Genomic DNA, 13,043 nt, shown 5'->3' with positions numbered 1-13,043 from the left:
GGGGGATCACATGTACAAACACAGAATTACTTCACACATTTTATCAGTATGCTTTTCCTGCATGCTTTTTATTACTGCACTTTTCTCATCAAATATCACCGTTAGGGCCGACGCTGCGCCTACATCCTACAACCTCTGGATCGGCAGTACCCAGATCACAAGCGCCAACATGGCTTATATAAAATGCGGAACAGGAAGTGCTTCATTTGATCCTTCCACCAATACTCTTACCTTTAATAATGCAACGGCAATAAGCGGCACCTACAATGGGAAAATCGCTTCAAACTGCATGGTCTACACAGAAATCCCTCTTAAAATTCGCGGCAACGCAAAACTACTGGCTCCCAATATCACAACTATGATAATCGGATCCTACATGGCTGCGCTCGACATACAAGGTAATTTTGATTTTAGCGGAGGAAAGAACGGCTTCTTCTCCACAGACAAAATAACAATTAGCGGTGGTAATACTTCTATTACAATAAAAAACGCTGACAAAGCGATATCAGGAAGAGGAGGAGTTCTGGTAGATGGCGGCACATTGGAATTCACCTCTGTCAATCAGGGAATTTATACGGACACAGGAGCGCTTGAACTCCTTAGCGGGAAAATAAGCATCAGTGCGAAAGAATCTGTAGTACTGGCCTATGATAACAATGACATAAATATAGCAAGTGACCTCATATTTGAAACACCCAAAAACTTCACAATTAAGAATATAAAAGTCGGCGATAGCAGCTATAACGTGATTGCGGACGATGCAGGAAATATTGCCAAAGAACTACGCGCAGCATCAGCACAGCCTACAACCTACGGAGAAGATCCGATTCCTGAGCCTGAAACAAAACCGGAAGATAATACGAGCAAAACAGGACTGCAGCCCGTAGAGGAAGTAAAGAAAGTTGAAGAACCTGCACCGGGAGGAAAAGCGGAAGGAACAGCCTTTACTGTGGAGGAAAAAGCGGCTGAGTTTGTAGTGACTTCCTCTGTACAGGAAAATCCCACGGTAGATTATAAATGTACTATTAATAAGAAAGCAAAGAAGATAACCATTCCCGAGACGGTTACTGTAGACGGAATTACATATAGCGTTACGGGTATTGCAACCAAGGCATTTAGCGGATGCAAGAACCTTAAGACTGTAACTATAGGTAACAACGTAATAAACATCAGAGCGAATGCATTTAAAGGTGCAAAGAACCTTAAGACCATAAATATCAAATCTACAAAATTGACCAAAGACACTGTTGCTTCAAAAGCTTTTAAGGGCACACCTAAAAACGTGACAGTAAAGGTTCCGAAGAAACTGAAGAAGACCTATCAAAAGCTTTTCATAAAGAAGGGCTTGGCAAAAAACGCTAAGATCAGGTGATCTCTATGGATGATTCAAAAAGAAGCCATGACTTTTTATGGATAGTGTTATTTCTTATTGTATTCATCAACGGCTTTGAAGCAGGCGGATATCAGGCAAGTCTGTGGAACATCGGGAAAAACTACGACTTGTCGGTTACAACCATGGGCCTGTTTGCTTCTGTTGAGCTTTTTGCGACAATGCTTGCACCGTTGATTCTCGGAGGATGGGCAGACCGAACCGGAAAAGCGAAGTGCATTACAATTCTCTTAGCTCTTCAGATCACGGCAGCAACTTTGATATTCTTTACGGATGCGGAGAAATTCTTCATCGGTGGAGTGTTCTTCCTGGGACTTACCACCAGCGCTCTTCAATTTATTTCCATCGCAGCCCTGATTGACGCATATCCCATAAGCGGAAGTAAGAAGATAGGCTACATCACATCCATGTATGCCTTCGGTGCACTTACGTCGCCGCTTATCGTTAATTATTATCTTGGAAAAGGCCTAAGCTGGCGTACACTTTTCGCGCTTCTTGCAATAGGAAGCACAGTATCTCTGATAGGCCTGTTTAAAACTAAGAACACCGCGAATGAAACAGCAGTAGCGGGAGATTCCGCGCAGAGCAAGAACTCTGCCGGAGAATTTATCATTGGCGGAATTTTACTTTTGTGCACAATCATGTGTATCTATGTCGGTTTTGAAAACGGCTTTGCCTTCTTCGTCGATACACTGTTTACCGATGTATTAAAATCAGGAATCGGGAAGTATGCTCTGTCACTTTTCTGGGCTGTTATGATTCCTTCGAGAGTTATCGTCGGCCACTTCTCGAAGTATGCGCGGCAAATTCTCCTTACTGCCACTGCTGCAATTCCGATTATCACAATAATCCTAACCAATTCCGAAAACAGCATGCTTGTACTTTTACTTTGCATACCGCTTGGCTTTGCGAGTGGGGCAATCTATCCCTGCGTACTTAATATAATGAAAACTATGGCAGGGAAGAAGACAGCAACAGCAACCGGAATGATCACCACCGCAACAGGTATCGGCGGAGTGGTATTTACAGCCCTCACGGGAAAATTCGGGGATCTTTTTGGACTTCGCAAAGCAATTATGTGTCTTGCGGGCTTCTTTATAATATCTTTTTTGTCAGCATATTTCGCAGGGAAAATTCATAATAGGAATAATATGTAATTCTCAGAAGCATTTTTATATGTAAATTTTTTGTAAACAATTTTTTTCTTGTTCTTTAAAATGCCGGTTAAATCACATCGGTTTCCGCGCTATTTCTGCGCTAACAGAATTCATTTAACAAAAAAGCTCGATAATAAAAGAGGAAACTCATAAAATTCATGTATACTTGAATATATATGCAAAGAGCGCATGAATTTATTTTTGTATGCCTTAATAATTGTATAAAGTGATGAAATTACTAAAAAATGCTTGCTATAATCATAGAAACGTATTATATTGTAATCGTTTCATGTAATTATGATTATGTTATGGAGAAGAAAAATGTTGAAGAGGTCTAGCAAAGTAATTTCATTCATGCTCGCTATCGCGCTTATGGTAGGAGCGTTCAATGTAAATACCCTTAGTGCGGAAGCAGCAACAATTCAGGGCTATGCTAATGTGAATTTTATCTGGTCCGGAAATGGTGACACTCCTGGTGAGTCCATAAAATACGGAAATTATAACAGGGAAGTTCGGCCCAGATGGAAAAGCACAGGTGATCAGTCACAACCGGCAAATAATATATACTTTGCGAGCAAGCATAAAGAATATTATTTTGAATTGGATGATGAATATCAGGGCTATGATGTATACGAAATCAGGATAAAACTGAGCCGTCAGAATACTCCGATTTCCCTGGCATTGCATGATGAAATTACACTGCGCGATGGCAATAATGATACTCACAAAAATAAGGCAGATCTGTATAATCAAAGCATGAATTCAAACGGTGAGATTATTGTAAAGCCTGATTTCTCCGGTAAGTTCAAATATATAGGCTTTGTATCCCAGGTAGCAGGAACAGTAATCGGAATAAACTCAGTTACTGTTGTAAAAAAGAGTCATGGGGATCAGTCATCTACATATTCCGGAACAACAAATACTTTAAAGTATTCTGCAAAAAAGAATATGGCATTCTACAATAGGTATCCTAATGAGGATAATAAGTATTGGGGTAACAAGACTGTCATAACGGACGGAAGTATTTATTTCGGAAGAGATTATCAGGAATCTTATTTTGACCTCGGAGAAGATATTGATATAAGTAAGCTTGTCAGCATAAAAGCAAAAATATACGGTTGGGATACTTCTCTTAGAACTCTTACATATATTTTATATGATAAAAACTTCAATCAAATATGGTGCAGATATGATATAAACGGAACCGGAAACTTCGGAACTGAACCTGTGGCCGGAAAAGCCAGATACTTTGGCGTAATGTCAAATAATGATGATTACGAAGGGAATATATACTGGTCAACAAAAAAGGTATCCATCAGTGATGTGGAATTTGTTATGGCAGATAAGCCCAACCCGATCATTGATCCCAGCGCAGAAATTTCTGAAGCTCAGAGTGCATACACGGAAGCATACTATGCATACCTGGAAGCTTTAAATGCTACAACAAATGTTAAGAATAATCCTACTGCAGATACTATTTCAAAAGCGCTTGAAGCAGCAGATTCAGCTAATAAAGCAGCAAGCAGAGCTAATGCAGCTGCAATGGCATTATATGATATTGCCTCTAAATTAACGGATTCAGATGCAAAAACCAGAGCAAATAATAATGTATATTATGCCTGTTACTATGCTGATCTTGCTGAAAGCGGAGCTATACAGGCTAAATCAGCAGCAACTTCAGCAAAGAAAAAGTTTGATGATGCAGCAACAGCAGCAGCACAGGCAGCTAATGATGCAGCAACAGTTGCAAATAATGCGGCAAGCGCGGCCCAGAGAGCAGCAGATTCAGCAAATGCGGCACCAAGTGCAGACACAATCAAAACAGCAGAAACAGCAGCACAGGCAGCAACAGATGCAGCAAAGGCAGCTGACACAGCTGCGAAAAATGCTAAAAATGCAAAAAGTGCAGCATATAGCAAAGATGCTCAGACAGCAGCTGGAAATGCATATACAGCAGCGAAGAATGCCAAGGATGCAGCTAATACAGCAGCGAAGAATGCAAAGGATGCTGTAAAATCAGCTAAGCAAAAACTTATTGATAAAGCAGAATCAGCAGAGGCAGCAGCAACAACTGCTGCAGATGAGGCAAACATAGCAGCACAGGCAGCAAGAGATGCAGCTGCAGCAGCAAATGCAGAGTCCGAGAAGGAAAAACCTTCCATAGAAAAACTGGAGACAGTAGCAAAGAATGCTGAAGATGCAGCAGAGGCAGCAATAAACAAAGCAAAAGCAGCAGCAGAGGCAGCAACAGCAGCAACAAAAGCAGCAAATACAACAGATTCTACAGTAAATAAGAATGCGGAAGATGCGGCAACAAAGGCAATAAATGCAGCAAATGCAGCTACAGTATCTGCAGATGCAGCAAAGGCAGCAGCAGATGCAGCAAGAGTAGTAAAGATTGCTAAGGAAGTAAGTGATGCAGCAAAGGCAGCAAAGGATAAGCCTTCAGCAGATACAGTAGCGGAAGCAAGTGCAGCAGCTAAGAAAGCAGAAGATGCAATAACTGAGGCACAGGCAGCTGAAAAGGCTGCAGAGGAAGCCATAACTAATGCAACTGATGCTGATACAAAGAAAGCAGCAGAAGATGCTAAGAAAGCAGCAGAAAATGCTGTAACAAAGGCTACAGAAGCTAAAAAGGCAGCAGAAAAAGCAGCAGAAGAGGGACAGGGAAAACTTGAAGCTGCAGAAAAGGAAGCAGCGGAAAAGGCAACTGCAGCAGCTAAGGCAGCAGACGAAGCAGAAAAGGCTGCAGTTAATGCTGAGAAGGCAGCAGAGGAAGCTAAGAAGAAAGCTTCTGAAGCAAAAGCAACTCCTACAGTAGATACGATAAAAGCAGCTGAGGAGGCTTCAGAAAAGGCAAAAACAGCTAAGACTGCAGCAGAGACAGCAATGGCAACAGCAGATGCAGCAGCTAAGGCAATAACTGATAAGAATAATTCTTCAAAGAAAGATGCTGAGACAGCAGTAGGCCTGGCAGATACAGCAATAAAAACCGTAGAAGAAGCTCTGAAAGTAGCAGCTGATGATATTGCAGCAGCTAAGAATGCTCTTGATGAAGCTGAAAAAAAGCAGGCAGAAAGTGCAAAGGCAGCAGCAGAGGCAGTTAAAGGTCAGGCGGATTCAGCAAAAACTGAAGCAATCAATGCAAGAGAGGCAGTTGATGCTGTTGATCCCACAGAAGGTCAGATTAATGCAGCTAAATCAGCAGCAGATGCAGCAGTTTCAACTGCAGACATGACAAAAAAGACTGCTTCATCCTTAACAGATATAATTAACAGCATTTTGAATAATCCTTATATATCGGATGCTACAAAGGATGCCGCAAATACAGCAAAGACAGCGATAGGGGATGCAACCACAGCTGCCAACCAGGCAATAGAAGAAGCTTCAGAGACAAGACGTGTTGCAGAAGAAGCTCAGAGTAAACTTAATCAGAAGGCAACAGAAGCACTCCAGAAAGCACAAACAGAAGCTGCGGCAGCAAAAACAGAAGCAACTAATGCAGTTGACGGAGCAAAGGATGCTGCAGAAGCAGCAAAGGAAGCTGCTGAAAAAGCAGAAGCGGCTGCAAAAGCTGCGCAGGAGAATCCGTCAGATTCAACATTTGAAGAAGCAAAAGCAGCAGCAAATGATGCTAAAGATAAAGCCAATAAGGCCAAGGATGCAGCTAATGATGCAGTAAATAAAGCTGAAAAGGCAAAGGAAGCAGCAGAGGCAGCAAAGACTGCAGCTCAGTCATCCGGTGATGCAGCAACGATAACTTCAGCAGGCAAGGCTGTAGATGACGCCACAAATGCGGTTTCAGCAGCAACTGCAGCTAAGAAGGCAGCAGAAGCAGCAGAGGCAGCAGCAAAGGCAGCAGAAGCAGCTATAGCAGCAAATGAGGCAAAGGCAGCTGTGGAGAAGACTCCTTCTCAGGCAACAATTGACGAGGCAAATACTGCAGCAATAAATGCAGAAGAAGCAGCAAAGGCAGCAGAAACAGCAGCAACTGCAGCCAGCGAGGCAGCCGGCAATACAGATGATGAAATTGCCAAAGGAGCAGCAAATACAGCAGCTGGAGCTGCTAATACAGCGGCAGGAGCAGCAAATACAGCAGCACAGGCAGCAAGAGAGGCGGCACAGGCAGCACAGAACAATCTTGAAAAGGATGCAGTAGATAAGGCAATAAGTGAAGCACAGGCAGCAGCTGAGGCAGCAAACGAAGCAGCTAAAACAGCAAATGAGTTGGTTAATAACACAAATGATAGTTATTCTCCTGAGGCTGTAACAGCTGCGGAGACGGCAGCAAAGACAGCATATGAAAAAGCAAAAACAGCATATGAAAAAGCACAGGCAGCAACAGATGCAGCAGCTAAGACAAATAATGAAGATTATAAACAGACATTAGCAAAGGCAGCAGAAGAAGCCAGAAAAGCAGCAAATGCAGCATCCCAGGCATCAACTGCAGCATACCAGGAAGCAAAGAGAGCTTCTCAGGGTGCAGAGATCAGAAAAACTGTAGATGAGACAACAGCAGCAGCCGATGCAGCTGATGCAGCTAAGGTAGAGGCGCAGAATGCACAGAAAACAGCAGAAGATGTAGCAAAGAAGGATGATAATGACATTACTGAAGATGCAGTAAATGAAGCTTCTAAAGCAGCAGAGAAAGCAAAGACTGAGGCAAAGACAGCATCTGACAAGGCTAAAGCAGCTGAAAAATCAGGAAATAAAGCAGCTGAATTGATTGATACAGCTAAGAAAGCTATAGATCAGGCTGAAACAGAGGCAAAAGCATATCCTGATAGTGAAGATAAAACAGCATGGCTTAATAAGATTGCTAAGGCAAAGGAGGCAGCTGAAGCAGCTGCTACGGAAGCGTCCAATGCAGTAGCTAAAGCGAAGAAAGCAGCTAAGGATGCAGCAGATGCAGCAGAGAAAGCAGCTGAAGCAGCAAAGGATGTTCAGAAAAAGTATAACGATAAGCTGAGTGCAGAAAATGCTGCAGCAAGACAGGCAGCACAGGATGCAGCAGATGCAGCTAAAAAGGCAGCAGATGATGCCAAGGATGCAGCTGATAAGGCAAAGAATCTTGCAGATGATGCAACAAAGAAGGCAGAGATTGCTGATAAAGAGCGTACAGCAGAAAATATAAAGGCAGCAGAGGATGCAGCTGACGCGGCTAAAAAAGCAGCAGAGGCAGCAGCAAAGGCAGCTGAGAATGCAGCACAGGCAGCAGCAGATGCTAAGAAGACAGCAACTGATGCAGGAAATAAAGTTGCTGAGGGTACAGCTAATACTGCAGCAAATACAGCCGGAAATGCTGCAACAACTGCAAAAGAAGCATCAGAAGTAGTACAGGCAGCAGCAGATGCTGTAAAGAAAACAAAGGAAGAAGCGGAAGCAGCAAAGAAGGCAGCTGATGAAGCAAAGCAAGCAGCAGACGCAGCTAAGAAAGCTGAAGCTTTAGAGAAGGCACAGACAGCAGCAGATGAAGCAACAAAAGCAGCTGAAAAAGCAAAGACAGCAGCTGATGAAGCAGCAAATGCTGAGGCAGAAGCTAAAAAGGATCCTTCAAAAGATACAGCCCAGGCAGCAGCTGATGCGGCAGACAGAGCACAGCAGGCAGCAGAAGACGCTAAGGATGCAGCAGACGCAGCACAGAAAGCAGCTGATGAAGCAGCTAAGGCAGCTGAAGGATTAGACGACACAGAAGCTACAGATGCTGCAGCTAAGGCAGCAACAGATGCAGCTAAGGCAGCTGAAGCTGCGGCTCAGGCAGCTGAGGATGCTAAGAGAGCAGAAGATGCAGCAAATCAGGCCGTTGAAGCAATCATATCTGATGAAGACAAGAAGGCTATTGAAGAGGCAGCCGAGGAGGCGGCTAAGAAGGCAGCTGAAGAAGAGGCAGCAAAGAAGGCAGCTGAAGAAGCAGCTCAGATAGCCGAGGATGAAAAGAAGGCAGGCGAGAATGGTCAGAATACTGATCCTTCCTCCAAAAATGATCCTGCAAATGGTGATAACGGAACAGGCGAGAATGGCACAGGTAACACCGGCGCAGGTGAGAACGGCACAGGTAACACCGGCGCAGGCGAGAACGGCACTGGTAACACCGAAACAGGTGAAAACGGAAACGGCCAGGGTACTACTCCCGAAGGTTTGGAGAACGGTGGCAACAACGGATCAGGCAACGGCACAGGTGCCGGAACCGGTGAAGCAGCAATTCCTCAGGATGTTGCCGGGAACAACGGTAATTCCGAAACAGTTCCCGAAAAATCTGAGAACTCAGAAAATGCTAATGAAAGTAATAACGGTCAAGCTAAGTCTGGAAGCAAATGGAGTACTTCTGATTATGAAGAAGATGATAATGAATTTGATCCCGATTTTGCTGACTGGGATGAGGACGAGAACTTCGAATTCAATGGAGTCCTTCCGGCAACTGTTACAATAAGAGGCATCACATACTATGTTGGTGCTGACGGAAGAGCTACAGTTACAAAGATTGGAAAGATTAAAAAGGCTTACATTAACGCTATTACATTAAATGGTGTTAAGTATCCTGTAGTTCAGATCAAGGCAAATGCCTGCAAGGGTAACAAGACTCTTAAGATTCTTAAGATCGGCAAGAACGTAAAGAAGATTGGTAATAAAGCATTCTTTAAGAATACTAAACTTAAGAAAATAACAATTAAAGTTAACAAGTCCCTCAAGGTAGGAAAGGGAGCCTTTAAGAAGCTTGCCGGTGGTGCAACCATCAAGGTCAAGAGTGTTAAAGGAAAAGCTAAGGCTAAATTTATTAAGAAACTTAAGAAGCAGGCAGATGCTAAGATAAAGTAATCATCTAAATAGCATAAGAAAAGACGCAGATAGAGAAATCTATTCTGCGTCTTTTTGTAATACTAGCTAATGAGATATTGACACCTTCCGGGTGACGGAGGATACCTTATTTATCTTCATCCAAAGGGAACGGAAAATCCTGAATCTCTGCGAGCGCATCGGAGAAACGTTTTGTAAGGCTCGCCTCATTATCCAGAATGTATCCAAGCCTCTGGCACCAGATTTCGTAAAGGATATTCACCATTTTTTCCGGATCATAGCCCAGATCGTTTAAAATGGCGCGCTCCTGATCAAGTAAATCATGGTAGTGCTTAAACTGCGGATCATCCTGAAGATCGTCTTTTGCTATATTTATAAGAGAATTGATTTTTAAGATATCCATAAGGTAGTCTCCTTGTTTCTCTATATCTATATTTTAACCCTTTTCATGCTATAAAAATCTAAAAGTTATCTTAAATTAAACCAAGTAAGCTTTTGAAAAAAGGGCGTAAAAAGACTATAATTTGTATATTCGGTATAGAAAGAAAATACTATATGTAGTGGGAGGAAAAAACCAAAAATGTCAAAGACAATTACACTGACAATCAAAAAGCAGAAAAATATCGCGCTCATAGCTCACGATGGTAAAAAGGCTGAGCTTATCGAGTGGTGCAAGAATAATGCGGAACTGCTGAAGAAACACTTTTTATGCGGCACAGGAACCACAGCACGCATGATTACAGATGCGACGGATCTTCCGGTCAGAGGTTACAATTCAGGCCCTCTTGGCGGAGACCAGCAGATCGGAGCTAAAATCGTTGAGGGTAAGATCGACTTTGTAATATTCTTCTCTGATCCCCTGACAGCAGCGCCTCATGATCCCGATGTGAAGGCTCTCATGAGAATTGCCCAGGTGTATGACATACCTTTTGCAAACAACAAGGCAACAGCTGATTTCCTTATTCATTCAACACTTATGGATGAGGAGTATGATCACGACATTATAAATTTCAAGCAGAATATTGAGCATAGAGCAGAGACCTTGCTCTGATGCCCGGGAGGAGAAGGAAAAATGGCATCAGGTACACTTAGATATTATTCACTTGCCCAGGGGGGACAGGTTAACATCAATTATTCTATTCCGGCAGATACTCCGGACTTTATGGTGGCAGAGAATCCGAATTTCAAGCGCCCCATGAAGACCTTGTATCTTCTTCACGGCTATTCCGGAAATGAGAGCGACTGGATTTACAGCGGTGTCGCTGAGGATTTGGCTTCTACTTATAACCTTGCGGTTATCATGATTACAGCCGGCAACAATTTTTATCTGGACAGAAAGGCTACAGGCCACCAGTACTGCACCTTCGCAGGTAAGGAAGTGGTGGAATTTACAAGAAAACTGTTTGGCTTATCTGATAAAAAAGAGGACACTTTCATTGCAGGTCTTTCCATGGGAGGCTTCGGAGCCCTTCACACAGGTCTTGCTTTTCCTGAGACCTTTGGAGGAATTGTGGCACTGTCTTCCGCACTCATCATTCATGAGGTTGGAAACATGAAGCCGGGAGAGGGCAATGATGTAGCAAACTACGAATATTACAGCGAGGTATTCGGAGATACAACCAAGGTAGTGGAATCCGATGCCAATCCGGAGGTTTTGTACAAGCGCCTCAAGGATGAGGGTAAGAGTATCCCTCCGATTTACATGGCGGTCGGAACAGAGGATTTCCTCTACGAGAACAATCAGGTGATGAGGAAATTCCTTGAAGACAATGATGCAAACATGAAATACGAAGAAGGTCCCGGAATCCATGATTGGAAGTTCTGGAACAAGTATATTTATAACGGAGTTGAGTGGGTTCTTAACACAGTCGGATAATTGGGGAAAAGTCTGTTGGGGGTTGTATGGAACTGTACTATAACATGATCGTTAATATCGGCTTTCTGATTCTGATTGCCAATATTTTAGTCAGGATTCCGGTAGTAACACAGATAATCTGCGAAGAAAAAAAGCACACGCTTTTAGCCAAGCTGGTGCTTGGAGCAATCTTTGGCGGCTTTTGCATTTTTTCGACCTGTACAGGCGCCCAGGTTCAGGGCGCCATACCCAACACCCGTGTTCTGGGTGCCCTTGCGGGAGGTCTCTTATGCGGACCTACCGTGGGGATTCTTGCAGGGCTCATCGGCTCTGTTCATCGTATCCTTTTTGATATTCATGGTGTGACCACCTTCGCCTGCGCACTTTCCACTTTTATGGAGGGCGTTCTTGGCGCTTTAATCTACACCTTTTTCCAGAAAAGAAATATTGATTTTGAGTGGTACTTCCTTGTGATGATAACCGCTGCCTGCGAGTGTCTTCACATGGTTAACCTTCTCATTTTCGTAAAGCCCTTTAGCCTTGCGGAGAGCATTGTTAAGGTTATCGCCATACCCATGGTGGCATTTAATTCAGCCGGAATGGTGTGGTTTTTCTCCGTGTTCGAGGATGTCTATACGAAGCAGAATCTTATAGCGGCGGATAAGATGAGGCTTGCTCTGAATATTGCGGACGCCTGCGTATTGAATATCAGGAAAAGTCGTATCACCGATGATGATTATAAGGAGATGGAGAAGACTATCAGCGGCTTTTCCAGGTGCAGAGACGTATTCTTCTTGCCTTACAGTCAGAAGAACAGGCTCTTTGAAAGTGAGTATGAGTTCAGTGAAGACTTTGTGGAGGGCATGGAAAAAGAGTGCACCACGCAGCTGATTTACAGGAAGGAAAAACGTCCCTTCGGTTTCAGGCAGGCACTGGTTGCTTCCGGCTGCCGAGTAACAATGGGAAATGAAACCTGGGGATACCTTGTTCTGGTATTTGAAAGACGATATTCATCTCCGGAGGCTGCGGAATGTCTGGTATCTGCGCTGGCAAAATTCTTTTCAACCAATTATGAAGCCTATCAGGTTGAGTACCAAAAGAAGATGCGAGAGCGCGCAGAGTTTAGGGTACTTCAGTCGCAGATAAATCCTCATTTTTTGTTTAACAGTTTAAATACTATCTCCTGTTTTTGTAGAGAAAAGCCCGACTATGCCAGAGAGCTTTTGCTGGCGCTAAGCGTGTACTTCAGGCATAACCTTAATTCGAGTAATGACTACATGATAGATATCGCTGCTGAATTTGAGCAGGTGGATGCATATCTGATGCTTGAGAAGGCCCGATTCGAGGATAGGCTCAGAATAGAGAAGAATATCGAGGAAGATATTCATATGCAGGTTCCGACGCTGATCCTCCAGCCCATTGTTGAGAATGCGATTAAGCACGGAGCGATGAAAAGAGAGATCGGAGAAGTCAGGATAGATGCCGGAATGGACGGCGAGGAGCTTTTGATAAAAATATCCGATAACGGCCACGGCATTCCCGATCAGGTACTCCGTGCTTTCAATGATAAAACGACCAAAGGTAAATACGGACTCCTTAATGTTGACGGAAGACTTCGCAGCATCTACGGAGAAAAGTACGGTCTCGCAATCGATTCATCACCTGAGGGCACAACCGTTACAATCCGTATCCCACCCAGGACACTAATTTGATTATATGCCTTCCCCCTCTGGGGGCGCTCGACGTCCGGGGTTGCTACTCGTCCGGGGGACGAGTGCTTAGCAACGACCGGAGTGGAACGTAGACCGTCGGTTCAGCGCGGACCGAAGCGGAGCGAAGACAGGTG

7 protein-coding genes are annotated in these 13,043 nt (G+C 43.8%); 6 read left to right on the top strand and 1 reads right to left on the bottom strand.

Translation table 11 applies throughout. The features are described 5' to 3' along the window. Positions 1-10: 10 nt before the first annotated feature. From G596_RS0104550 to G596_RS24685, 3 genes are all read left to right on the top strand, one after another. Positions 11-1,372: a leucine-rich repeat protein gene (locus G596_RS0104550; protein WP_022760657.1), complete on the top strand. Its 1,362-nt coding sequence runs from the start codon at positions 11-13 to the stop codon at positions 1,370-1,372. 5 nt (positions 1,373-1,377) lie between these two features. Continuing rightward, positions 1,378-2,547, top strand: a complete 1,170-nt coding sequence (locus tag G596_RS0104545; RefSeq protein WP_022760656.1) for an MFS transporter — start codon at positions 1,378-1,380, stop codon at positions 2,545-2,547. Positions 2,548-2,868: 321 nt separating this feature from the next. After that, the gene (locus G596_RS24685) at positions 2,869-9,363 is read left to right on the top strand and encodes a leucine-rich repeat protein (protein ID WP_155829133.1); all 6,495 of its coding nucleotides are present in this window, start codon (positions 2,869-2,871) and stop codon (positions 9,361-9,363) included. A gap of 106 nt (positions 9,364-9,469) precedes the next feature. Here the strand turns inward: G596_RS24685 and G596_RS0104530 are convergent, their stop codons facing one another. Next, complete coding sequence (locus tag G596_RS0104530) at positions 9,470-9,745, bottom strand: hypothetical protein (protein WP_022760653.1); 276 nt, start codon at positions 9,743-9,745, stop codon at positions 9,470-9,472. 177 nt (positions 9,746-9,922) lie between these two features. On the opposite strand from G596_RS0104530, the gene G596_RS0104525 reads away from it, so the two are divergent. The 3 genes from G596_RS0104525 to G596_RS0104515 are packed head-to-tail and all read left to right on the top strand — an operon-like array spanning position 9,923 to position 12,909. Next, positions 9,923-10,393, top strand: a complete 471-nt coding sequence (locus tag G596_RS0104525) for a methylglyoxal synthase (RefSeq protein ID WP_022760652.1) — start codon at positions 9,923-9,925, stop codon at positions 10,391-10,393. Positions 10,394-10,414: 21 nt separating this feature from the next. Next, the gene (locus G596_RS0104520; RefSeq protein ID WP_022760651.1) at positions 10,415-11,218 is read left to right on the top strand and encodes an alpha/beta hydrolase; all 804 of its coding nucleotides are present in this window, start codon (positions 10,415-10,417) and stop codon (positions 11,216-11,218) included. 26 nt (positions 11,219-11,244) lie between these two features. Continuing rightward, a complete protein-coding gene (locus tag G596_RS0104515) occupies positions 11,245-12,909 on the top strand; it encodes a LytS/YhcK type 5TM receptor domain-containing protein (protein ID WP_022760650.1) in 1,665 nt (554 codons plus the stop codon). The last annotated feature ends 134 nt before the right edge of the window (positions 12,910-13,043 follow it).

It is taken from the genome of Butyrivibrio sp. AD3002 (assembly GCF_000420905.1).
Lineage (GTDB): Bacteria > Bacillota > Clostridia > Lachnospirales > Lachnospiraceae > Butyrivibrio.
Note: the sequence above shows the minus strand (reverse complement) of the source record. Positions and strands in the feature narration are given on the sequence as shown.